Source organism: Legionella bozemanae (assembly GCF_900450575.1).
Classification (GTDB): Bacteria; Pseudomonadota; Gammaproteobacteria; order Legionellales; family Legionellaceae; genus Legionella; species Legionella bozemanae.
In genome coordinates, this window is record NZ_UGGY01000001.1 from 1,249,953 (window position 1) to 1,271,460 (window position 21,508).

A 21,508-nucleotide genomic window follows, 5' to 3' on the forward strand; every position below is an offset into this window, starting at 1 on the left:
AACTTTAACTTAAAAAAAGCCTTCATTATGAACAATCGTAGTTATGAAAACAGCGTGGCATTATCTGCAGGTTTGCCTGCAAGCACGCTATTAGTCTGCGATTTAGTTTCCTTACACAATATTTCTTCTTTAGTGATTCTTTTCTTACCTTCCTTTCCCTAGGGCGGTCATTTGTCATTATCCGTGCCTCTCTAGGGAGAAGCACTCAGCGGGTAATGAATTCATTTGACTTAACTATCGGAGCATCATTATGATTCAAGCAAAATTTGAGGCACGTAAAGAAGAGGCATACCCAAAAGAAAAGAAAAACAATCTAAGTATATTCCAAAGCATTATCTCAGGAAGTATTACTGGCGCTTTCGAAGTGTTTGTTGACCATCCTTTGTGGTCAATAAAAACACGAATGCAAAAAGGAGATCCTTTTACGCTAAATCCGCAAGTATTGTATCGAGGTATATTGCCGAATGCAGCAAGTATGATTCCAATAACTGCAGTGCAAGTAGGTTTGAATTGTTTTTTTCAAAAATGGTTTCTGGGAAATAAGTATGAATTGTCTGATGCTCAAAAGCTAACGAGCGCATTCGCTGCCGGGGTTGGTTCTGCTTTGATAAGCTGTCCAACTGAAATGATAATGACGCATCCAAAAACAGGTTTTTTCTCAACAGGATCAAATCTGGTGAGGCAAAGAGGCTGGTCTCGTCTTTATACAGGACTGATGGCAACGATGCTGAGGGAAGGGCTATTTTCTACATTTTTTCTAGCAGTGACTCCCACATTGAAAGTAAGAATAAAAGAGTATTATCCCAATGATTATGCTGCTTCTCTGCTTGCAGGAATGCTGGCTGGAGTAGGAGCAACATTGGTTTCTCAAAAATTTGATGTAGTGAAAACAGCTCAGCAGTCTTCAATTAATGAGAACTCAGCCGGTTTTTTCAAAACGGTTCAAAAGCTCTATACAACACAGGGTGTTTATGGATTTTTTAAAGGAGGATTTCCTCGAGGCCTCAGAGTGATGTCTGCAGTAACCCTTATGAGTTGGATGAATGAAAGGATGGATGAGCTTTTGTCCCAAAATCAGCAAAAGACATCAATCTCTTCACCAAATAAGCAATTATAAAATAAGTCATTATTTAGTCTCGGGTTAAAGAGTTAACTCGGGATAAAATAGGTGATTTGCATTAGAGCTTTCATGAAATTATTGTATCTATGTATTTAATTAAATATCAAAATGGTGTAATATTGCTCACTTAGCCTCGTGATCTGATTAACAATTTCAGTCAGATTGTCTCTGTCCAATTGCTTTAAATTGGAGTATATTCGCGCAAGGTAGTTTTTTTCATTGGTATCTATATGCTTCAAAGTATGACGGCTTTCTCGCGTGTGCAAAAGCAAATCGAAGAAGGTCATTTTTGTTGGGAAATAAAGTCTGTTAACCATCGCTATTTAGATGTTTCATTTCGTTTGCCTGAATCGTTCCGATTTATAGAGCAACAATTGCGTCATTTGCTGCGGGGTAAGATCAATCGCGGAAAATTGGAGTGTCAGCTGAAATATCAAGACACAAGTGCTAATAATCAGTCTATGCTTATAAATATAGGCATGGTAAATGCATTAGTGAATTTAAGTGAGAAACTTGCTGAGTCACACCATTTGCCGAATGATTTAGGTGTTAGTCGCGTCCTATCCTGGCCTGGCGTGATGCAAGCAAGTATGCCCGATGTGGAGGTGTTAGGAGAGCATGCACTTTCCTTGTTTAATGAGGCAGTCGAGCAGCTACGTCAAATGCGTACCACAGAAGGGAGCGCATTGAAAGCACATGTGGAAGGACGATTAAATGAATTAGGTCAAGAAATTAAGAAAGCTCGATCTATAGTATTAATGCAAACGGAACAAGTGAAAGACAAGTTATTGACCCGATTGCACTCTGTGAAACTTGAAGTTCAGGAGTCGCGTGTAGAGCAGGAAATTGCTTTGATTTTGACGCGTATTGATGTGAGCGAGGAATTAGATAGGTTACAGACTCATCTTGATGAAGTGAATCGGACACTAAATTGCGATAAAATAGCAGGCAGGCGTCTTGATTTTTTGATGCAAGAATTAAATAGGGAGGCGAATACGCTAAGCTCAAAGTCTGACTCTGTGGAATTGACTCAGAGTGCAGTGGAAATGAAAGTTTTAATTGAGCAAATGCGTGAGCAAATTCAAAACATTGAGTGAGTATTATTGTGGGTGATTATTCGGGTAATTTGTTTATTGTTGCAGCACCTTCTGGGGGAGGTAAAACAAGTTTAGTAAAAAAGTTAATTGAAACTCTTGATGATATTGAAGTATCTATTTCGCATACAACACGAATGATGCGACCTGGGGAACAGCATGGAGTGGATTACTTTTTTATTGATGAAGAAGAATTTATACATATGATTAATGATTGTGCTTTTTTAGAGCATGCCCGAGTCTTTAATCATTTATATGGAACATCGATGGAGCAAATTACTAACCGTTTGCAAAATGGCATCGATGTAATTCTGGATATAGACTGGCAAGGAGCAGAGCAGATTAGGCGTTCCTTTCCGGATGCGGTGAGTATCTTTATTATACCGCCGTCGTTGGATGCCTTAAAACAACGGTTATTGAATAGACGACAGGACAAGGATGAAGTGATTAGTGACCGGATGAAAAAAGCCCAGGATGAGTTGAGTCATTATCCTGAGTTTGATTATTTAATCGTTAATGATAATTTTGAAAAAGCAGCGATGGAGTTGGGTGCAATTGTGATTGCAAACCGTTTACGTATTGAGCGGCAGATAAATAAACAATCAAAATTGCTTTCTTTCCTGTTATCATCGCAGTAAAATGCAGGGTTTTGCTACTGGAGAATGAATTATGGCGCGAGTTACAGTTGAAGATTGTTTAAAGAACGTTGCAAATCGATTTGAACTGGTTATGGTAGCCACTAAACGTGCGCGTCAAATTGCAGTTCGAGGAGATCAGCCTATGGTTGAATGGGAAAATGATAAACCTACGGTAGTGGCTTTGCGTGAAATAGCAGAAGGATTAATTACGCCAGAAATTTTGGATAAAGAATAATTTTTTGGATGGGTCTTTGTTCAATCGTTGTAAACAGAGACCCCAGGAAAAATATTCAAGTAGCTTGGGTAAAGTGAAATGGTTCCCCAAGTTTTGAGTGACTAAAATTCCCAGATTCGTTTCACTTCACCCAAGCTACGAATCATAAAGGATTGTGATTTATATGGGACACCTTAAATAGGGTGAATTATGGGTATAGGGGTATGGTCATGTTAGATACTAGGGAGTACTGCGTGAGCTACTTTAAGGAGCTCGATGAAGAGCTGAAATGCTATCTTGAGCAGTCGCAAATAGAGAAATGTTACCAAGCCTATCTGGTTGCTGAAAAAGCGCATCAAGGGCAGATGCGGCGTTCTGGCGAGCCTTATATTACTCATCCTGTTGCAGCAGCGTTGATTCTTGCCCGAATGCGGCTGGATTATCAAACAATTATGGCTACTTTGCTTCATGATGTGGTTGAAGATACCTCCGTGAGCAAAGATGATTTAACACGCCAATTCGGCGAAGAAATTACCTCCCTCGTGGATGGTGTGACCAAACTGACTAAAATCAAATTTGAATCAAAGGCAGAGGCTCAGGCGGAAAATTTCCGTAAAATGGTCTTGGCCATGGTTAAAGATATTCGTGTAATTATTGTTAAGCTAGCCGATCGTTTGCATAATATGAAGACCCTAGGTGCAATGCCTTATGCAAAACGCAGACGTATAGCCATAGAAACTCTGGAAATTTATGCCCCAATTGCAAATCGTTTGGGGATGCATTCGATTTATGTAGGGCTTGAGGATTTAGGATTCCAGGCTCTATATCCTATGCGCTACAGAGCCATTAAATCAGCAGTTGAAAAATCTCGTGGTAATCGACGTGAATTGACCCAGACAATTGAACGTGATTTGCAACTGGCTTTAGCGCAATTAAATATTCCTTATGAACAAGTGTTCGGTAGACAAAAGCATTTATACAGTATTTATAAAAAGATGCGCCAGAAAAAAGCCTCATTTACCGAGATTACTGATGTTTTTGCTTTTCGTGTGATTACTGAAGATATTGATTCTTGTTACCGTATTTTAGGTGCTTTACATTGTACCTATAAACCTGTTCCTCAACGCTTTAAAGATTATATTGGCATACCTAAGGCGAATGGATATCAATCCCTGCATACCACTTTGTTCGGGCCTTTTGGGGTTCCTCTCGAAGTGCAAATTCGTACTCGTGACATGGATAAGGTTGCTGACAATGGGGTAGCTGCGCATTGGATTTATAAATCGTCCGGCCTTGAAGTAAATGAAGCGCAGTTGCGTGCAAGAGAATGGGTGCAAAGTCTGTTGGAAATGCAACGGAGTACTGGAAGTTCGTTAGAGTTTATTGAGAACGTCAAAATCGATTTATTTCCAGATGAAGTATATGTTTTTACTCCTAAAGGCCATATTATGGAATTACCCAAAGGAGCTACGCCGGTTGATTTTGCCTATTCAGTTCACTCAGGAGTGGGTAATAGTTGTGTGGCGGCGAAAGTAAATAGAAAACTGGTGCCGTTAAGTATTCCTTTGTCTAATGGGCAAACGGTTGAGATTATTACGGCACAAGGTGCTCATCCCAACCCGACTTGGTTAAATTTTGTAGTTACTGGAAAAGCGCGTTCTAATATCCGTCATTTTCTGAAGAGTCAACAAAATACAGAATCAATTAGTTTAGGAAAACGCCTTCTCGAGCAGTCATTAAACGAACTATCTAGTGATTATGCAAAAATTCCACCAGAATCCATACACGCATTATTAAGTGATTTACATTATAAAACGATGGATGATTTGCTCTATGCGATTGGTATAGGCAATCAAATGGCAATGGTAATTGCCAAAAGATTGGTAGTAAGTCAAGACTCTAATGAACTGGATAAAGGAGTTAAAACACGTCCCTTGGCAATTAAAGGAACGGAAGGAATGGTGGTTCATTTTGGTGAATGTTGTCAGCCTATTCCTGGCGATAATATTGTTGGAAAATTCCAACAGGGTCGAGGAATTATTGTTCATAGCAGTGATTGTACCACTTTAAAAAATTCACGAACTAATCCAGAGCAATTTGTTGCCTTACGTTGGGATGAGAAGGTTGAAGGTGAATACTGGGTTGATATTACAGTTGACGTAGTAAATGAGCGTGGTGTGTTAGCTGCTCTGGCAACTGCTATTGCAGAAGCAGGATCCAATATAGGTAATATCAATGTGGATCCGCGAGATGGACGACATAATGCAGTTACATTCTCAATTAGTGTTATTGATAGAACGCATTTGGCTCGTGTAATGCGTAGGTTACGGGCAAATAAAGTGGTGATGCGTCTTTATAGAAAAAAACAAGGGGATAATTAATGCAACCGGTAAATACAAAATTGGCTCCAGAAGCTATTGGAACTTATTCACAAGCCATTAAGTGTGGGGATACAGTTTATCTTTCAGGACAAATACCACTTGATCCTGTAACGATGGAAGTATGCAGCGAAGATATTAAATTGCAAATCACCCAGGTTTTAGAAAACCTGTCGGCAGTTTGTGAGGCTGCAGGTGGTAGTTTGGCACATATAGTGAAATTAAATGTTTATCTTACGGATTTGCGTCATTTTCCTTTAATTAATGAAGCAATGAGTCGTTATTTTGCATCACCATATCCAGCAAGGGCAGCGATAGAAGTCTCTGCATTGCCACGTGGTGTTCAGGTTGAGATGGATGGTATAATGGTTTTATCTTCGAAGTAATTTATTGGAAAGTAGCCTGGGTACATAGAAAAGGTATGGCCTGGGTTTATTAGTTTGCAATCTTCAGGGCTTCACCTCGCTGCACTCAGGCTACACATTTATAATCAGAGTTTATTTATGAGTATTATTTCCCTTCATGGCGTCTCTCTCAATATTGCAGGTAATCAGTTATTAGATAATGCTGATTGGCAGATCCAATCTCATGATCGTATTGCATTAGTTGGACGAAATGGGGCAGGTAAATCCACTTTGCTTAAGCTCTTATTGGGAGATTTGGTTCCTGATAGTGGTCAAATCAATCAGCTTTCTGGATTACGAGTTGCTGGATTGACTCAGGAGGTTCCAATTACTGAAGAAGAATCTGTCTATCATTTCCTCGTGAAAAGCCTTGGCGAAGTAGGGGAGATTTTATCGCGTTTTAATGAATTATCTCAATTGGGTGACACGGATAAATTAGCTTTGTGCCAGCAACAAATGGATAATTTACATGCTTGGGATAAATTGCCGCAAATTGAAACTATGGCCAGTCGTTTAGGTATAGCTACTAATGAGCGCATGAATAACTTGTCAGGTGGGATGAAACGGCGTGTGCTTCTGGGGGCGGCACTCATCGCAACTCCAGATTTATTACTATTGGATGAGCCTACAAACCATTTGGATATTGAAGCGATTGAATGGTTGGAGGCTTATTTAAAGAGTTTCAAAGGAGCTGTCCTTTTGGTGACTCATGATAGAGAGTTTTTAAGTCAAGTATCCAACCGGATATTAGAAATTGATAGAGGAAAACTATACCAACACGATTGTAACTATGAAACTTATCTGGACAGAAGGGAAACCATTCGTCTTAGCGAGCAAAAGCAAAATGATTTATTTGATAAAAAGCTGGCAGAGGAAGAGGCATGGATCCGTACAGGAATCAAAGCGCGACGAACACGTAATGAAGGACGGGTGCGCGCATTAAAGGCAATGCGTGAAGAATATAAGGCACGCCGCAATCAATTGGGTAAGGTCAAATCATTCTCTCTCGATGTAACTCGTTCAGGTGCAGTGGTTATCGAGGCAAACCAAGTGAACTATAACTTGGGAAATAAAACAATTTTACGTGATTTTTCCTTACTGTTAACTCGCGGGGATAAGCTTGGAATAATCGGTCCTAATGGATGTGGTAAAACGACTCTGGTCCGGCTATTGCTCGGGGAATTACAGCCAGACTCTGGACAAATAAAGCGTGGCACTTCTTTGAGTGTCGCTTATTTTGATCAATTGCGTCGTCATTTGCAGGAAGATCAAACAGTTATGTTTAATGTGGGTGATGGTGCGGATTATGTAACAATTAATGGCAAACAAAAACATGTTGCCAGTTATTTGCGTGAATTTTTATTTTCACCCGAGCGTTTTAATCAACCGGTTTCAGTGCTTTCTGGTGGAGAAAGAAACAGATTATTATTAGCCAAATTGTTTGCCAAACCAGTAAACCTGTTAGTAATGGACGAGCCTACCAATGATTTGGATATTGAAACTTTGGAGCTCCTTGAAAGCATGTTAGTTGACTATCCTGGAACTTTAATATTAATTAGCCATGATAGAGCATTTATTAATCAAGTCGTTACCAGTGTTCTGGTTTATGAAGAAGCAGGGCAGTTTAATGAATTTGTGGGTGGTTATGATGAATATAAAATGCATAAAAAACAACAACAGCGAGAGCAAGTAGTAAAAACACCTGTTGTGAAACGAAATCCTGCAACAAACAAATTAAGTTTTAATGAGCAACGTGAACTGGCGCAGTTGCCACAAAAAATTGAACAGCTAGAAGCAAAAATAGCCGAATTACAATTACAAATGACTGAACCCAAATTTTACCAACAGGATGCCCAACTGATTACAAAGATTAATCAAGGTCTGGCTGAAGATGAGGATTTACTGACACGACTTTATGCGCGGTGGGAAGTATTAGAAGATGTTGAGAAAAGGAACAAATAAATGTTATTAACACTGGCTTGGGTTGTTCTTTTGAGTGCGATTCTGGTTTTCTTTTCAGAGGAATTTATTAAAGCCTTTAACAAGTTCTTTGCCATAAAAGGAGCTAAATTGCTTGTACCGCTATTTGCTGCTTCTTGGCTAATTTATACGTTTACCTTTTGGTGCTTATGGGCAATTTTTTATGTGCGTGAAATATTGTATGAAGTAGAGAATTTTTTAGTGGGCATTATGCCTTTTCAGAAAATCGCGGTTCCAGTTGTACTAATATTCATGTTGACTTTTCTTTCCGTTGTTCCAGTTCTTATTCTTGATATTCTTTCACGAAGAAAAAAATACAAAGGATATCAGTACCCTTATGTAACCAGTGGAATAATTTGGTTACTATCTGTTTTCTTGTTGGTCATTGTATAGGCTTTCTGTAAAGAAATGTAATTTTTATGTAAAGACTTATTTTTTTGTTAATAAAACCTTAAGTTTTCTTTTTTATACTTCTTCGCGACAAGTGTGGAATTTAATAAAAATCAAAAGGAGACTAAAGTGGAATTTAGCAGCAAACAACATCATCATGATCATGTTACTCATGGTGCCCATCAGCATGGCCATAATCCTCAATATTCCTTATATCCTCATGTTGAGGTGACGCCTTTTCGTAACCCCCATGTTGAGGTAACGCCCCGTAAACCGCATGTGGAGGTCCGTACTACTTCTCGCGTACATAATGGTTATCATCACCATCATCATCACAGTTATTCTTCGACTGGCCGTGGTGGACGTGTCTTATTGGTTGGATTTTTTATCCTTTTGCCCATTGTGGTTGTTGCTGCAATACTGAGTTCAACGCTAGGCGCGATGAGTTTAACTACTGCATCGCTAACTACTGCTGGAGCCGGAGCTGCAGGTGCAATGGCTTTTAGTGCCGCGACTTTTGGAATCGGCGCACTTGTACTCTATGGTGCCCTGGGTTTAGCATATTTATATTCTAGCGCTAAAGAATGCTATAGCAGCGACAAAAACGTGTTCGATGTGATTAAATCACGTGTTGTAAATGAAGATGGATTGAGCTTTAAAGGGGTTATGAAAACCATAGGCTCTGTATTGTGGTCTCCATTTTTATTCCTTGGTGGTTTGTCGGGTATGGCAGTTAAAGCGACTGTGAATGCTTGTGTTTCAACCCGTTCAGTGCCCCCTACAGTTGAAAGTGTGCAAATAACACAATCCTATATAATGATGAGCAACAATGATTTACAATCCAAGAGTAGTCATAACACGCGGAAAGATGTACCACCCGTCCATACTGAATTATATAGTAAAATTCCAGAAGGCGGTGAAAAAGAGCATCATCTGTTAGACTCTCAGGTTACTTTTCCTATCACTATATAGTTCTCATTAGTAGCGGCTTATGCTGCTGTTTGTGGTGGATTTTTTCAACAGTTTTTTGGGTTCTTTATTATAGAACCCAAAAAACAATGAGTATTCTAAATAATTAAAATCTTTGAAATTTAATTCTCTTTGCATTGTTTACATACTCAGCAAATAGGGAGTTCTCCTGGGCTGTATCCGCTTTTTCTTCCAAAATAGCCTATAATTTAATCAAGATGCTTTTTGGGAAGTTCTCATATGGTTTCTAATCGATCGGAAATTCCAAGACATACTGCAGAAATTGTTACTTCAATGTGGCACGAGCTCAATGAAGCAGAACGAACCCTTATGGAGGGAAGGCTGGAGCAATGGTTTGCAGATATAGAAAAAAGCAATGATCCCAACAATAGTGAAACAACTCCCTATTTAGCTACTCAATTTCTTTCCCGTTTTGGATTAAAAAATGCTGCAGAGGTGTTTTATTTTCTTAAAACAGCTGGAGGGAAAGAAACAGTTACTATGATAGCCCGAGAACTGATGGAAAAAGAGGAGCAAATTCATGCGATTAGAGAACAAAATGAAGAAGCAATCCGGAAGCGACAACATAGAGTTTTTCTTCTTATGGGACTAATTGCAGAACGGGACGCTTTAGCGAAAAATGTGGATCAACTTTTTAGACTCGAAATTGAAAAGCATCTTGCAAAGGATAAACATATTGAGCATAAAGAAACAATTTTTACCCGTCTTCCCATAGAAATTATAGAGGCTATGATTTACAACTACCTCGAGACAGTTCATGCTCTAGATGTAGAACTGAATAAATTGGAGGAACAATTAAGTCAGATTGAAAAAGAATTGATTGCTCTTGAAGAGGAAGAAGCACAGATGGCGGTCTATCATGAGGAGCTTCATACACATTTCGATATATTGGATACGTACTTAACATTGCCTATTTTGAGTCATCCTTATGAAGATCCTGTTGCTTTTGCTGAACGAAGACGTTCTATTTTGATGCAAGATCTCGAAAGATATAGGGAACAAGAGATACTACATAGCAATACACTTTTCGATAATCCTAAAGTTCAAGAAATGGAGCAGCGCCGTATTAGTGGACACATCAGAACAATTGAACATGAACTCAATTTTCATCAAGCTCACTTAAGTCAAACTATCACAAATTATGAGGAATTATTTCGTTTAGCTCTAGAGCAAACGCGATCTAAAATACAAGAGCGTAAGTTGCAACAATCTTCTCCAGGACAATTTGACACTGAAATGGAAGGATTGCAATTACGGGAACAAGGATTGATTTCTGCATTAAAAGTTATGAGAAATAAGAAAATACTCCTTAATGAGCAATTGGAACAAGTTTTTGATTTTTCTCAGGCCCGTTTTATTGTCAAACATGAGGAGGCAAAATGCCTTATTCAAAAAGAAGATGGCTCATATGCTTTAATTCCTAAGGAGGTGGATCCTAAAACATTGACTCAAGAGCAATGGGAGGAAGCTAAACGTAATTTTAATCAAGAGAAAGAACGTATTCAAACTCCTCGCTTCAATTTTATGGAAAAGATACAAGAAAATTTGCAGAAACAAATTCAACGCAAAGAGCAGCACCTCAGCCTAAGAGAAATATTGCAAGTTCAAAGATCTGAAATGCAACACGCCAGAGAAAAAATGGTAGAAACCTTAAGCGTTGCTCAAGCTAGAAAAGCAACATTATTGAGCAATAATCCTCGTTTGTCGGAAAGGCCTTCTCCAAAACCTGATCCTCATGCAAGCTATACGCAAATGATAGAAAAATTTGAATCTTTGGTATTAAAAGCTCCAAAAAAAGAAGATATCGAAAAAGTTCGAGATGTTGTCAAAAATTCATCAATATCACCTGAGAGCAAAGGAAAGCTTGATAAATTAATTGAAGAAGTCACTCCAGAGAAGATTATGGAGCCGCAAAAACAAAGGCTTCAATGGTTATATAGCGCCAAACGAACAATAATGGATTCAGCACCCAGGTCCGAAGTCGATCCGACTAAAACAATGAAGTAACACGTTTAAGAATACTTCTCTTTAATTTCTGTCTCACATTGCGGCTATCCCCGCGGACAAGCCCTAAGCGATCCACACGAAATTTACCTCCCTACGTACCGCGCATAAAGCGCAGTACGTAGAAAGCTGAGTATATTTCATTTAAAAACATAAAATTACATTCAAATTTTGCGTGGCTCTCTCAGGGACAACCCCGCGAACAAGTCGTAGGGGGGGACGTCGAAGTAGAACTGGGCTGGTTTTGCAGCGATGTGTAGAAGATTCAGCTTTAATTTGTAGGCAATCTCTTATTCAATAGGGATGATGAATCATTGTATTCCGTGTATAATATCGGCAATTTATTTTCAGGTTGCTCTATGAATAAACAGGATTTTTACTTTGATTTACCTCCAGAATTAATTGCGCAGTATCCTTTGGCTCATCGCAGTGATTCGCGTCTTTTAATTTATAATCGTCAAAAAGATGAATATGGTCATTATCAGTTTCGCGAAATAGCTGATTTTTTAAATCCTGGCGATTTACTGGTTATGAATGATTCCAAAGTGATTCCTGCTCGACTTTATGGTCATAAAACTACTGGTGGAAAAGTTGAGCTATTAGTGGAGCGTATTACAGGCGAATTCACTTTTCTAGCTCATATTAAAGCCAGTAAAGCATTAAAGGCCGGGTCAATTATTAAGTTAGAACACAATAAAGAACTCGAAGTCCTTGATAGGAAAGATGATCTGTTTATATGTAAAGCAGATATCGACGTTTTGCAATTATTAAATGGAATAGGGCACATTCCATTACCCCCCTACATTACCCGAAATGATGAAATTTTGGATCAGGATCGTTACCAAACAGTCTATGCAAAATATGAAGGATCTGTCGCAGCTCCTACGGCTGGCTTACATTTCGATGAATCTGTATTGTCCAGCTTACATTCCAGAGGAGTTGCTGTAGCTTATCTTACTTTACATGTAGGAGCAGGAACATTCAGACCTGTTCGTTGTGATAATATCAAAGACCATAAAATGCATAGTGAGCAATTCACAATTAGTCCGGAATTATGTGCTGCAGTACACGCTACAAAGGCAGCGGGAAATCGAGTAATTGCAGTAGGTACAACTGCTTTGCGCAGTCTAGAGAGTGCAGCACAAAATGGAGTATTAACTGCATGCAGCAGGGATACAGACATCTTTATTTACCCAGGATATGAGTTTAAGATTTGCGATGGGTTAATGACTAATTTTCATTTGCCTGAGTCTACCTTGCTCATGCTGGTTTCAGCTTTTATCGGCCACAAACAAGCAATGAAGCTCTATCAAGAAGCAATCAAAAAAAGATACAGATTTTTTAGTTATGGTGACACCAGTTTATTGCTGTAAATCAGGAGATCAGGAATGTTGGCTGCAATACAGAATTTTATACCTGTTTTAACTTCAGAGGCAGGTTTATGTCTTACAATGGCAAATTGGCACGAAGTAAAGATAACCGCGGCATCCTATTCTTTAGAACATTTGTTATATAAACCAGGTCAGGCAGTCCTCGAAAAAATACCTGATTTAGCCCGTTACTTGGCTTGTCCCGGGAAAGTGGTCATTAATGCAATGTCACTTATAGCTAATAAGGAAAAAGTTTATGTGCTCAAATCACCCTATGATGGCTCTAGAGTTAAACTTACTTTAGAGAAATTAATCGATCTTGTCCATCAATTAAAACCTAATGCTATTATTTTACCTCAAAATATCCTGCGCGATTTTCCACAAATCTGGGATAATTGGGATGATGCAATTGTTCCATTTATTCATGTTCATGATTTGCAAAAATATGAGGTAGTTAAACCCCATGGGGTTTATTTTAATATTTTGGATGAGCTGAATTGGGAACAATTAGAGCAATGGTCTCATTTAGCACGTTATGTTATAGGACGTTTTGATCCTGAGTTAATTAACCGTTTGCATAATAAGGGAATAGAGTTTATTGAAACAGATGAGCCTGCCCAAGCAGCGGCTCAAGGAAAGGTTTACAGCCAGGCAGGAACCGTGGATTTAACTGATTCAAAAACACAGATGCAATTTGAAATGATTGATGGAGATTGCGCTTGCCCCACTTGTTCACAACAATTTACTCGGGCTTATCTGCATCATCTATTGCAACACACCCCCTTATTATGTCAGCGATTTTTAATTCAGCATAATGTGTTTCATGTGCAGAATTATTGTTCTTCTTGAAATATTTTTAATCTTATTCTTATAAACGGTCTTTCCCGCCTTCGTGGGAAAAACAGCCTATATTTTTAAATTCATGGTAGCGATCTGACCTCTCCCATAAATGGGAGAGAGGGATAATATTTGACAGTTTTTCCCATACACGATAGCATTACCAACAATTTGATGGCGCGGGGTGTCGTGATAAACGTCTGAGAAATACCCGTTGAACTTGATCTGGTTCGTACCAGCGTAAGAACGCCTTAAATCTGTATTCATTTTAAATTGATTGCTCCCTTAAAGAGTCTCATCTATTGGCTATTTTTAAGAATCATTGCTCTGAATACAGGTTCATTTCTTCAATTAGGCCTTCACTCGATATCTTTTGCCATCCTTTATTTTTTAATTAATACAAGGAGTCATGGCATGAGTGCGTTATCAACAAGAACAACTCTATTACTTAATTGGTATGCAAACCCTTATCATACCCCAATTTTTGTTGCCCATTCATTAGGGTATTACCAGCAAGAAAACATAAAACTTGCGATTTTGGAGCCTAGTGATCCTGGCGATGTTACTGAAATTGTGGGTATGGGGCATGTAGATTTTGGAGTTAAGGCTATGATTCATACCTTGGCTGCTCGCGCAAAAGGCTATCCTGTAACTTCAATTGGCACATTGCTGGACGAGCCACCAACAGGTCTTATTGCGCTTAAATCCAGTGGTATTAGCTCATTTCAAGATATTGTCGGCAAACGAGTAGGTTATATTGGCGAGTTTGGCAAAATCATTATCGATAATTTGGCAAAGTTAGCGGGTATTGAGCCCTCAAGTTATGAGACAGTGCGCATTGGTATGAATGTGACTGATGCGATTTGCCGCGATATTATCGACACAGGTATTGGTTTTATTAATTTTCAGAAAGTTGAATTAGAGCATTTACGTGGTGAAACTGTATTTCTGCGCCTGGATCAGCTTGCAGGCCTAGGTTGCTGCTGTTTTTGTTCCATTCAATTTATTGTGCCAGAACGGATGTTAAAGAATCCTGAAACCATTAAAGGATTTCTCAAAGCTACACAACGTGGAGCCGCCTTTACCACTGAAAATCCGGATGAAGCTTATGAACTTTTATGTCGTATGAAACCTCAATTACGAACCCCCATGTATCATACAATATTCATCCGCAGCTTACCTTTTTTCTCCCGTACGCTTTTAAATGTGGAACGTGATTGGAATAAAGTAGGACGATTTGGCAAACATTTAGGAGTAATTAATGAGTCTTTTGCGGTGAATGCGTGTTATACAAATGAGTTATTACCTAAGATGCCTCATTCTGATTTGGAGCCTATCGCGTGTTGCGTGGGTGAATAAAGATAAATCGCGGCCTAGGTGTTTGTAGCCTGGGTGCAATAGGGCTATTTTTGAGTGATTCTAATTAAATGAAAAATGCTGTTGTGGTAGGTGCTGGGATAATGGGATGTTTGTTGGCTTTGCGCTTACAAAACGAAGGCTGGCAAGTAACATTATTTGAAGCAGAAACTTCTTTCAATAATTGCAGCAATGCAGCAGCAGGACTTTTGGCTCCCCTGTCTGAGCTTGATAAGGCGGAGCAAGTGATTTTTAATTTGGGGATGGAATCGGTTGAAATATTATGGCCATCCATTCTCAATCAATTAGTAGAACCCGTATATTTTCGTCAACAAGGTAGTCTTGTAGTGCATCATCCACAAGATAAAGCAGAATGGCAGCAGTTTAGTGCCAGAATTGTTAATAAATTAAGTGATTCATGTTACCAGTTCCTCAATGATGATTTATTAAGTCAGCTTGAGCCAGAACTTCGTCAATTTAAACGAGCCTATTATTTCCCTAAAGAAGCACAGCTTGATAATCAGACTCTGTTGCCCGCACTTAAAAATCATCTTTGCAAGCAAGGTGTTATTTGCAGAGACCATACTTTTGTTTCTTCTGTCTATCCAGGAAGGGTAGAAGTAAGGAATGAATCATATCGATTTGATTGTGTTTTTGATTGCCGAGGCTTAGGGGCAAAAACCTCTTTTCCACATCTGCGTGGACTGCGTGGGGAACTTATTTGGTTGCATGCACCTGAAGTTCAGCTACAAAGACCTATTCGGCTCTTACACCCCAGGTATACCATTTATATTGCGCCACGCCCTGATTCTCATTATCTTATCGGTGCGAGTGAGTTGGAAACAGAGGATTGCAGCCCAATTTCGGTACGTACAACACTTGAATTATTAACTGCTGCATACTATGTGCATCGAGGTTTTGCCGAAGCACGAATCATTAAGACGGTGGCCCATTGTCGTCCGACTTTGGTACATCATCAACCCCGCATAAAATATGCGAAACAATTTATTGCTGTTAATGGACTTTATCGTCATGGATATTTAATTGCTCCGGCATTGGTAGAGGAAATTCTACGTGGATTAAACAGCAATCAACACGATATTTGTTATCCTGAGCTTTGGGAGGCTTATTCATGATTATTTATGTAAATGATAAACCATTAACGCTTGATACGTCCTGTACGCTGCAGGAAATGCTCGCACAAAGAGAAGGAATTGCGGCGCATGTAGCAATCGCAATTAATAATCAATTTGTTCCTAAATCCATGTTTTCTAGCACCATTTTGTGTGAAGGGGATCGTGTCGATCTGATTATACCAATGCAGGGAGGATAGCTATGTGGTATTTAGCAGATAAAGCTCTAACAAGCCGTTTGCTCTTGGGAACAGCAGGTTATCCATCACTTGAGGTGATGACTCATGCCGTTCAGGCTTCTAAAACCAATGTGATTACCGTGTCGTTAAAACGGCAAATGCCTGGGGATTCTGGCACGGATTTATTTTGGCAAACCATCCAATCTTTGGGGTGTTATTTGCTTCCCAATACCGCAGGTTGTCGTGATGCACAAACTGCAATTACTACAGCTGAAATGGCACGTGAACTTTTTCAAACCTCATGGATAAAATTAGAAGTAATCGGTGATGATTACAGCTTGCAGCCTGATCCCTTTGAATTGTTATACGCGGCAACTGAATTGGTAAAACGAGGATTTGAAGTTTTTCCATACTGTACGGATGATTTGGTTTTATGCCAGCGTTTAATTGATTGTGGTTGTCAGATTTTGATGCCGTGGGCAGCTCCTATAGGTTCTGGAAAAGGATTACTTAATCCTTTTGCTTTGGAAACTTTACGCCAGCGATTACCGGATGTCACATTGATTGTTGATGCCGGGATTGGCAAGCCATCTCATGCGACACGTATTTTAGAGTTAGGTTTTGATGCGGTACTGTTAAATAGTGCAGTTGCTTCAGCAATTCATCCAGTAGCGATGGCTGAAGCCTTTTCACATGCGATCATGGCAGGACGAGGTGCTTTTGAAGCAGGCCTTATGCCTGAGCGAATTACAGCACAATCGTGTACGCCTCTAATTGATACACCATTTTGGCATCAGGAAGCTGCATTATGAGCACTGTCTGGACCAATACTGACAATGAAGCGAATAGGCAAACTTTTCGAGGGCTGGGCCTTGAACTTCAATCACAGCAATTTTATGAAGATGCTCAACCTGCTGCGATTAAAATTAACGGGGAAATTTCTTTTGAGGAACTTCAGTTTCTCGATCGTTATTCTGGTCCAGTGGTTTTCGATTTTACTTTACCTTCAGTGCAACATAGTGATGAAAAAAATTTAAGCGACGCGAGGTTTTCTTATGCAGATGTTTTGGTGCTAAATACGCTTGAAGCCGAATTTATTTTAAAGCGTAAGATTATCACGTATCAATCTGTGCAAGAAGCGGCTCATAAATTATTAGCTTATGGCGCAAAAAGCATTTTTCTCTTTGGCCTGCATGGGCAGGGAGCTTCGTGGGGACATGATTATTGGACAAACGGTGTTGATTCATTTTGGCTGACCCAAACTTATTGTTCTTATGCGGAGTATCCCGAACTTCGTTCAGTTCTCTCCGCGGCAATTACTGCATCATTGGCTCTTGGACATGTGCTTAAAGATGCACTCATCATTGCAAAAATGTACGTACACCAAGCAGTACGTCGAGCACAAACTGGGGTGTATTATGGTCATTTTCCGGAAGATGAAATAGATTTACCTTATCTTTCATCTAAACCATTAGATAAAGCACCTCAGCCATTTAAACCATGTCATCGATTAGGACTTTATCCTGTAGTTGATTGTTTTGCCTGGGTGGAAATGTTGTTGAATCTTGGGGTAAAAACCATTCAATTGCGAATTAAAGAAAAAACAAAAAATCTTGAAGAAGAGGTGCGGCGAAGTATTGCTTTGGCTAAAAAACATCATGCCATTTTATTTATTAATGATTACTGGGAAATGGCTTTAAAATTGCATGCAGCAGCGGTGCACTTAGGACAATCAGATTTAGATACTGCGGATATTGATGCAATTAGAAAGCAGGGACTTTTACTGGGAGTGAGTACTCATTGTTACTATGAAGTTGCACGAGCACATGCTCTTAATCCTTCCTACATTGCAATTGGTCCTATTTTTCCGACTACCAGCAAAGAAATGCCTTTTATAGCGCAAGGTATCGCATCGCTACAACGCTGGAAACGGACTTTAAATTATCCCTTGGTTGCAATAGGGGGAATCAATGTTGAGCGCATTCCTGATGTGGTTGCTACAGGGGTTCAAGGTGTAGCGCTTATTTCTGCAATTACTCACGCCAAAGATCCACAAAGAGCAACCGAACAACTTTTGAGTTTCATTGACTGATATAAACTGGGCACCGAAGTAAAATCCAAGCCAGGTATAAGGAAACCCTAATATGACTGTTTCATCGGAATTAGAACGTTACTCTCAGCAAATCAAATTAGAGGAAATTGGCATTCAGGGACAAATAAAACTACGAAAAGCAAAGGTATTATGCATTGGTGCGGGTGGCATTGGAGCTACTCTGCTTCCTTACCTTGCTGGTGCAGGAGTAGGAACAATAGGAATTATTGATGGTGATCTCATCGAAGAAAATAATCTGCATCGACAAATTCTTTATCAGGAAATCGATGTGAGCAAGGCAAAGGCTAATGTTGCAAAAATGAAAATACACGCTTTAAATTCCAGTAATACGATTCACGCACATGCATTTCGTCTCACTGCGTGTAATGCAGAAGAAATTATTGCGCAATACGATCTGGTGGCCGATTGTTCCGACAATTTTTATACGCGTTATCTTGCTCACGATACCTGTCATCGTTTAGGAAAACCCTATGTTTATGCAAGTGCTTATCAATTCCAAGGACATTGCTCTTTATTTTACAGGCAAGAGAATCCCTGTTTACATTGCTTGTTTCCGATTATTCCTGACATGGGCGCCAATTGTCAAAACGGAGGGGTTATAGGTACTCTTCCTGGATTATTAGGACTCTTGCAGGCTACAGAAATTATCAAATGGATTACTACAAGTAATGCTTCATTACTTAATCGATTGCTTTGTATTGACTTGCTCACTATGGAAATAAAAAAAATTCAGTTGATTAAAAACGAAGAATGTCAATTTTGTGTTTTTGGTCAAACCCTTGAGGCAAGTGCTTTTTGTATCCCTGTAGATGAGATGCAGTCTTTTACCATTGCACGCGAAGATTTGTCGCAGTTTTTGCAAGAAAATCCTGAGACGTTTTTATTGGATGTGAGAACAACCGAAGAGCACCACTATCAAAATTTAGGGGGAAAATTAATTCCTTTGGCTGAGTTGCCCATGCGTCTTGATGAGCTTGATCCTTTAAAGCCTACTCTTATTTATTGTCAGTCAGGCCAAAGAAGTCAGCGTGCAGTACTGTTATTAAGACAAGCGGGATTTCGCACGGTTTATCATTTGGCTAAAGGACTGGATTCATTGTAGATTATACATATAGCCGGGTGAAGCGCAGCGAACCCCTAGGTTTTAATATACGTTTCCTGGGTTCCGGTTCCGAGAAGCCTCACTAATTTTTCATTCGACGTACCGCGCTTTATGTGTGGTATCTAGAACAATGCTTTGAGTGCTCCTGAGTTTTTTAAGCAACATCCCTGGATACCGTGCATAAAGCCGCGGTACATAGAAAGGCGTGCGCTTTACTCAGGCTACGATTTTATTTACGAAAAGTATCTTTCTTATAATCAGGTATTTTGATGCCTTTATAATTGATAAAAGTCATCATTCCTGTTGCTTCGTGATAGAGCATATGACAGTGAAACATCCAATTCCCTGGATTATCAGTATCAAATTGGATTTTGACTGTGGAATTAGGTAAAACTAAAACGGTATCTCGCATTGGTCCATTTTTAAGGGGTTTGCCATCAATTTCTGTGACTTCAAAAAAATGTCCGTGTAAATGCATGGGATGAGCCATACCTGTTTTATTCATGATAACGATTTCGATTCTTTTATTTTTATCTACACTTAATGGAGTAATATTAGGCCAAGCTTGATTATTCATTTTCCAAATATAATTCATCATATCACCATCTAAAGTGACAGTGAGTGTTTGCTTTGGCTGTTTCACGGGGAGAGGCGCCAAGGAGTGGGTTTTAAATTCTTGCTCATTATTTAATCCGCCAGCAAGAGTAGATGCTTTTTCGCTCACTGATATTTTAGAAGCACCTGGTGTAGATAAAATTAATCCGGTTTGCAGTTGTGTTCCAGCACCCTGAGCAAGGATAGGATATGCTCCTTCACCTTCAGGAATTTTGATGAGGATATCAATGCGTTGGCCAACAGCAAGTTGAAATTGGTTACCCGGAATTTCTTTGATGGGTTGCCCATCAACAGCAATTGCTTTTCCCTGAAGTTTGCCAAGATTAATAAAAAAGTTAGTCATTGCTGCACCATCAATAATGCGGAGCCGCACAACTTCTCCACTGTGAACTGGGATTACTTCAGGATTGGAAAGAGTATGATAATTTGTTAAAAAAGCATCATAAGCCACATCATTTAAATCAGGTTTTATTGTTCTAAGTGTAGTTTTTTTCATTGAATTATTATTCATGGGTGTTTTTTGTTGCATATCACCCATTGTTTTAAGAGGTACGGTACCCTTGTTCTTTAACTCATACAACAGAGTTGCAGGTTTTTTATAGCTAAAATCGCCAAGAAATAATACGACATCCTTTTCTTTATTTTTTTCATTAGGTTCGTAAATGATAAACGGGGCAGAAAGAAAGTTCTGGACTTGTAAGTCAAAGTGAGAATGCATCCAATAAGTCCCGGCTTGACGTAATTTAAAATGATAATGAGATTCTCCACCAGCTGGAATAGGTGCTTGTGTTACATAAGGTACTCCGTCTTGTGAATTTGGTAAAATTAACCCATGCCAATGAACTACTGTAGGGCTATCAGTTGTATTTTTAACGACCGCATCAAAGTATTGTCCTTTTATCCCCTGATAGCCCCAAGTTCCATCGGGTTGTTCAATTTTGAATACCTCCGTGCTCTTTCCATCTACTGTAAGAGGAATTTTTTTTATAATAAGTACAGTTGATTGTTTTATGTCCTGAGTGTTTTTTTCTGGCGCTGAATTTCCAGTAATCAGAAAGGTTATCATAAATAAAAAAACAAGTACGACCTTGAAATTATTCATTTAGATCTCTTTTTGAACTGTTCTTGAAAATTATAGTTCAAAATAGGAACTAATATTATGAAAAACTGTTTTAATTTCCGCTTTGATTCATTTACCTTAAGAGCAATTCGCTATATGATGTCACGCGATTATCAATAGTAGATTAAAGGAGACGATATGAGTTTTTTTATTAGCGATGCTCTGGCTGGAGCGGGGACAGCAGCGCCTCAAGCAGATGGATCTTTTTCGCTCATTATGATCGCCGCTATTTTTGTGTTGTTCTACTTTATGCTGATTAGACCTCAAAATAAAAGAGCAAAAGAACATCGTGAGTTAATAAACCGTTTAAAGAAAGGCGATGAGATTGTTACCTCAGGTGGTATGTTAGCTAAAGTAGTGAGTCTGGATGATCAATACATTAAAATCAGTCTTGCAGAAGGTGTAGAGATTAATTTACAAAGAAGTGCGGTAAGTACTGTATTGCCCAAAGGCACTATAAAATCGCTTTAA

General features: G+C 39.1%; 20 protein-coding genes and 1 riboswitch. Of the genes, 19 read left to right on the forward strand and 1 reads right to left on the reverse strand.

From position 1 onward, the window contains the following. Positions 1–250: 250 nt before the first annotated feature. From DY223_RS05325 to DY223_RS05410, 18 genes are all read left to right on the forward strand, one after another. Positions 251–1,117, forward strand: a complete 867-nt coding sequence (locus DY223_RS05325) for an MC/SLC25 family protein (protein WP_058460436.1) — start codon at positions 251–253, stop codon at positions 1,115–1,117. A gap of 233 nt (positions 1,118–1,350) precedes the next feature. Beyond that, positions 1,351–2,217 (forward strand): YicC/YloC family endoribonuclease, encoded by an 867-nt coding sequence (locus tag DY223_RS05330; protein ID WP_058460437.1) that lies wholly within the window; start codon positions 1,351–1,353, stop codon positions 2,215–2,217. A gap of 5 nt (positions 2,218–2,222) precedes the next feature. After that, entirely contained in the window at positions 2,223–2,852 is a 630-nt protein-coding gene (gene gmk, locus DY223_RS05335; protein ID WP_115684353.1) for a guanylate kinase, read from the forward strand. A gap of 31 nt (positions 2,853–2,883) precedes the next feature. Beyond that, positions 2,884–3,087, forward strand: a complete 204-nt coding sequence (gene rpoZ / locus DY223_RS05340) for a DNA-directed RNA polymerase subunit omega (RefSeq protein ID WP_010653170.1) — start codon at positions 2,884–2,886, stop codon at positions 3,085–3,087. Positions 3,088–3,320: 233 nt separating this feature from the next. Beyond that, the gene (gene spoT, locus DY223_RS05345; protein ID WP_058460439.1) at positions 3,321–5,447 is read left to right on the forward strand and encodes a bifunctional GTP diphosphokinase/guanosine-3',5'-bis pyrophosphate 3'-pyrophosphohydrolase; all 2,127 of its coding nucleotides are present in this window, start codon (positions 3,321–3,323) and stop codon (positions 5,445–5,447) included. After that, positions 5,447–5,830 carry a RidA family protein gene (locus tag DY223_RS05350; protein WP_058460440.1) on the forward strand — a complete coding sequence of 128 codons (384 nt, stop codon included), beginning with the start codon at positions 5,447–5,449 and terminating at the stop codon, positions 5,828–5,830. Before spoT ends, DY223_RS05350 begins: the two co-directional genes overlap by 1 nt. A gap of 117 nt (positions 5,831–5,947) precedes the next feature. Beyond that, the gene (locus DY223_RS05355; RefSeq protein ID WP_058460441.1) at positions 5,948–7,810 is read left to right on the forward strand and encodes an ATP-binding cassette domain-containing protein; all 1,863 of its coding nucleotides are present in this window, start codon (positions 5,948–5,950) and stop codon (positions 7,808–7,810) included. Then, entirely contained in the window at positions 7,811–8,221 is a 411-nt protein-coding gene (locus DY223_RS05360) for a hypothetical protein (RefSeq protein WP_058460442.1), read from the forward strand. It abuts the gene before it with no gap. 126 nt (positions 8,222–8,347) lie between these two features. Next, on the forward strand, positions 8,348–9,190 hold the full coding sequence (locus tag DY223_RS05365) for a hypothetical protein (protein WP_058460443.1): 843 nt from the start codon (positions 8,348–8,350) through the stop codon (positions 9,188–9,190). Positions 9,191–9,427: 237 nt separating this feature from the next. After that, positions 9,428–11,215 carry a hypothetical protein gene (locus DY223_RS19405; RefSeq protein WP_058460444.1) on the forward strand — a complete coding sequence of 596 codons (1,788 nt, stop codon included), beginning with the start codon at positions 9,428–9,430 and terminating at the stop codon, positions 11,213–11,215. 356 nt (positions 11,216–11,571) lie between these two features. Beyond that, the gene (queA, locus tag DY223_RS05375; RefSeq protein WP_058460445.1) at positions 11,572–12,585 is read left to right on the forward strand and encodes a tRNA preQ1(34) S-adenosylmethionine ribosyltransferase-isomerase QueA; all 1,014 of its coding nucleotides are present in this window, start codon (positions 11,572–11,574) and stop codon (positions 12,583–12,585) included. A gap of 15 nt (positions 12,586–12,600) precedes the next feature. Beyond that, positions 12,601–13,431 carry a tRNA-guanine transglycosylase gene (locus DY223_RS05380; RefSeq protein WP_058460446.1) on the forward strand — a complete coding sequence of 277 codons (831 nt, stop codon included), beginning with the start codon at positions 12,601–12,603 and terminating at the stop codon, positions 13,429–13,431. 158 nt (positions 13,432–13,589) lie between these two features. After that, positions 13,590–13,683, forward strand: a riboswitch (TPP riboswitch). A gap of 150 nt (positions 13,684–13,833) precedes the next feature. Further along, entirely contained in the window at positions 13,834–14,778 is a 945-nt protein-coding gene (locus DY223_RS05385; RefSeq protein ID WP_058460447.1) for an ABC transporter substrate-binding protein, read from the forward strand. A gap of 68 nt (positions 14,779–14,846) precedes the next feature. Further along, positions 14,847–15,911, forward strand: a complete 1,065-nt coding sequence (locus DY223_RS05390; protein WP_058460448.1) for an FAD-dependent oxidoreductase — start codon at positions 14,847–14,849, stop codon at positions 15,909–15,911. Beyond that, positions 15,908–16,108 (forward strand): sulfur carrier protein ThiS, encoded by a 201-nt coding sequence (thiS, locus tag DY223_RS05395; RefSeq protein WP_058460449.1) that lies wholly within the window; start codon positions 15,908–15,910, stop codon positions 16,106–16,108. The genes DY223_RS05390 and thiS overlap by 4 nt, the downstream gene beginning before the upstream one ends. A gap of 2 nt (positions 16,109–16,110) precedes the next feature. Beyond that, entirely contained in the window at positions 16,111–16,899 is a 789-nt protein-coding gene (locus DY223_RS05400; RefSeq protein WP_058460450.1) for a thiazole synthase, read from the forward strand. Beyond that, positions 16,896–18,179 carry a thiamine phosphate synthase gene (thiE, locus tag DY223_RS05405; RefSeq protein ID WP_058460451.1) on the forward strand — a complete coding sequence of 428 codons (1,284 nt, stop codon included), beginning with the start codon at positions 16,896–16,898 and terminating at the stop codon, positions 18,177–18,179. Before DY223_RS05400 ends, thiE begins: the two co-directional genes overlap by 4 nt. 52 nt (positions 18,180–18,231) lie before the next feature. Next, positions 18,232–19,302 (forward strand): ThiF family adenylyltransferase, encoded by a 1,071-nt coding sequence (locus DY223_RS05410; protein ID WP_058460452.1) that lies wholly within the window; start codon positions 18,232–18,234, stop codon positions 19,300–19,302. A gap of 229 nt (positions 19,303–19,531) precedes the next feature. On the opposite strand, the gene DY223_RS05415 is transcribed toward DY223_RS05410, so the two are convergent. After that, positions 19,532–21,019, reverse strand: coding sequence for a multicopper oxidase family protein (locus DY223_RS05415; RefSeq protein WP_058460453.1), 1,488 nt, complete (start codon positions 21,017–21,019; stop codon positions 19,532–19,534). Positions 21,020–21,175: 156 nt separating this feature from the next. Between DY223_RS05415 and yajC the strand changes: the two genes are divergently transcribed. Continuing rightward, positions 21,176–21,508, forward strand: coding sequence for a preprotein translocase subunit YajC (gene yajC / locus DY223_RS05420; RefSeq protein WP_058460454.1), 333 nt, complete (start codon positions 21,176–21,178; stop codon positions 21,506–21,508).

Excerpts from the sequence above, each read along its gene's own strand:
- yajC (WP_058460454.1), top strand. The coding sequence starts at position 21,176 with ATGAGTTTTTTTATTAGCGATGCTCTGGCTGGAGCGGGGACAGCAGCG.
- DY223_RS05410 (WP_058460452.1), top strand. The coding sequence starts at position 18,232 with ATGACTGTTTCATCGGAATTAGAACGTTACTCTCAGCAAATCAAATTA.
- DY223_RS05360 (WP_058460442.1), top strand. The coding sequence starts at position 7,811 with ATGTTATTAACACTGGCTTGGGTTGTTCTTTTGAGTGCGATTCTGGTT.
- DY223_RS05350 (WP_058460440.1), top strand. The coding sequence starts at position 5,447 with ATGCAACCGGTAAATACAAAATTGGCTCCAGAAGCTATTGGAACTTAT.
- thiE (WP_058460451.1), top strand. The coding sequence starts at position 16,896 with ATGAGCACTGTCTGGACCAATACTGACAATGAAGCGAATAGGCAAACT.
- DY223_RS05415 (WP_058460453.1), bottom strand. The coding sequence starts at position 21,019 with ATGAATAATTTCAAGGTCGTACTTGTTTTTTTATTTATGATAACCTTT.
- DY223_RS05390 (WP_058460448.1), top strand. The coding sequence starts at position 14,847 with ATGAAAAATGCTGTTGTGGTAGGTGCTGGGATAATGGGATGTTTGTTG.
- thiS (WP_058460449.1), top strand. The coding sequence starts at position 15,908 with ATGATTATTTATGTAAATGATAAACCATTAACGCTTGATACGTCCTGT.
- DY223_RS05400 (WP_058460450.1), top strand. The coding sequence starts at position 16,111 with ATGTGGTATTTAGCAGATAAAGCTCTAACAAGCCGTTTGCTCTTGGGA.
- DY223_RS05330 (WP_058460437.1), top strand. The coding sequence starts at position 1,351 with ATGCTTCAAAGTATGACGGCTTTCTCGCGTGTGCAAAAGCAAATCGAA.
- DY223_RS05380 (WP_058460446.1), top strand. The coding sequence starts at position 12,601 with ATGTTGGCTGCAATACAGAATTTTATACCTGTTTTAACTTCAGAGGCA.
- DY223_RS05355 (WP_058460441.1), top strand. The coding sequence starts at position 5,948 with ATGAGTATTATTTCCCTTCATGGCGTCTCTCTCAATATTGCAGGTAAT.
- queA (WP_058460445.1), top strand. The coding sequence starts at position 11,572 with ATGAATAAACAGGATTTTTACTTTGATTTACCTCCAGAATTAATTGCG.
- rpoZ (WP_010653170.1), top strand. The coding sequence starts at position 2,884 with ATGGCGCGAGTTACAGTTGAAGATTGTTTAAAGAACGTTGCAAATCGA.
- DY223_RS05385 (WP_058460447.1), top strand. The coding sequence starts at position 13,834 with ATGAGTGCGTTATCAACAAGAACAACTCTATTACTTAATTGGTATGCA.
- DY223_RS05325 (WP_058460436.1), top strand. The coding sequence starts at position 251 with ATGATTCAAGCAAAATTTGAGGCACGTAAAGAAGAGGCATACCCAAAA.
- DY223_RS19405 (WP_058460444.1), top strand. The coding sequence starts at position 9,428 with ATGGTTTCTAATCGATCGGAAATTCCAAGACATACTGCAGAAATTGTT.